This window comes from Streptomyces montanus (genome assembly GCF_005786655.1).
GTDB lineage: Bacteria > Actinomycetota > Actinomycetes > Streptomycetales > Streptomycetaceae > Streptomyces > Streptomyces sporangiiformans.
Map to the genome: position 1 here is coordinate 1 of NZ_VBZC01000151.1, position 1,803 is coordinate 1,803.

General features: G+C 67.8%; 2 protein-coding genes. Both read left to right on the plus strand.

From position 1 onward, the window contains the following. Nucleotides 1-1,011: ATP-binding cassette domain-containing protein (locus FE633_RS46835; RefSeq protein ID WP_138051247.1), on the plus strand; the 1,011-nt coding region annotated here is incomplete at its 5' end. Next, nucleotides 1,008-1,799 (plus strand): ABC transporter permease, encoded by a 792-nt coding sequence (locus FE633_RS46840; protein ID WP_138051248.1) that lies wholly within the window; start codon nucleotides 1,008-1,010, stop codon nucleotides 1,797-1,799. The genes FE633_RS46835 and FE633_RS46840, both read left to right, overlap by 4 nt. The last annotated feature ends 4 nt before the right edge of the window (nucleotides 1,800-1,803 follow it).

A 1,803-nucleotide genomic window follows, 5' to 3' on the forward strand; every position in this document is an offset into this window, starting at 1 on the left:
GCTGCGGCGATCAGTGCTGTGGGGCTGGTGAAGGCGTATGGGGAGCAGCGGGTGCTGGACGGGGTGGATCTTCAGATCCCGCAGGGCTCGGTGTTCTCGCTGCTGGGTCCGAACGGGGCGGGCAAGACCACCACGGTGAAGATCCTGTCCACGCTGACCGCGGCGGACGCCGGCCAGGTCACCGTCGCCGGCCACGACCTGGCCGCCGATCCGGACGGGGTGCGCTCCAGTATCGGTGTCACCGGCCAGTTCTCCGCCGTCGACCCGTTCTTGAACGCGGAGGAGAACCTGCAGCTGATGGGCCGGCTGTGGCACCTGGACCGCAAGGTCACCAAGCAGCGCTGCGCCCGGCTGATCGAGCAGTTCGACCTCGTCGAGGCCGCGAAGAAGCCCGTCATCACCTACTCCGGCGGCATGAAACGCCGCCTGGATCTGGCGATGACGCTGGTCGGCGCACCCCGCATCATCTTCCTCGACGAACCCACCACCGGCCTCGACCCCCGCGTCCGCCGCGCGATGTGGGACCTGATCCGCGACCTCGTCGCCGACGGCGTCACCATCTTCCTCACCACCCAGTACCTCGAAGAGGCCGACCAGCTCGCCGACACCATCGCCGTCCTCAACGGCGGACGCCTCGTCGCCCAGGGCACCCCCGAACAACTCAAGCGGCAGATCCCCGGCGGCAGCATCGACCTGCAGTTCACCACCCCCACCGCGCTGAACACCGCCGCCACCCAGCTGACCGGCACCGGCGCCACACGCGATGAGGACACCCTCACCCTGCACGTGCCCTCCGACGGCTCCGCCGCCGGCGTCCAGCACATCCTCTCCCGCCTGGACGTCACCACCGTCCACGAACTCGCCCTGAAAACCCCCGACCTCGACGACGTCTTCCTCGCCCTCACCGGCCAAACCCCCACCACCACCACCGCCGACAGCACCGCTGACGGCACCACCGCCCCCAACACGCCCGCATCCGCCGCCGATTCGGAGAAGAAGGTCCTGGTATGAGCACCGTCACCTACGCGGTAGCCGACTCCGTCACCCTGCTGCGCCGCAACCTCAAAAACCAGCTCCGCTACCCCACCACCGTCATCTCCATCATCGGCATCCCCGTCCTGTTCCTCCTGCTCTTCGTCTACGTCTTCGGCAACGTCCTGGGCGAAGGCGTCACCCCCGTCCCCGGCGCCGGCACCGACTACATCAACTACGTCCTGCCCGGCCTGATCATCATGACCGCCGCCACCGGATCCCTCGGCACCGCCGTCTCCACCTCCGTCGACATGACCGAAGGCATCATCGCCCGCTTCAAAACCATGGCGATCTTCCGCCCCTCCATCCTCATCGCCCGCGTCATCTCCTCCGTCCTGCAAACCCTCGCCTCCATGGCCGTGGTCTTCGCCGTCGCCCTCCTCATGGGCTTCAACCCCCAAGCCAGTGCCACCGGATGGCTCGGCGTCCTCGCCCTGCTCACCGCCGCAGCCTTCGCCCTCACCTGGCTCGGCGTCGCCTTCGGCCTCGCCGCCAAAACCCTCGACGCCGCCTCCAACGCCCCCTTCCCCCTCATCCTGTTGCCCTTCGTCGGCTCCGGCATCGTCCCCACCGACACCATGCCCACCGGCCTGCGCTACTTCGCCGAATACCAGCCCTTCACCCCCATGATCGAAACCCTCCGCGGCCTCCTCATGAACACCGACATCGGCAACAGCGGCTACATCGCCGCCGCCTGGTGCACCGCCATCAGCCTCCTCGGCTACACCTGGGCCATGAAGCACTTCAACAAAGACCGCACCCACTAGAACC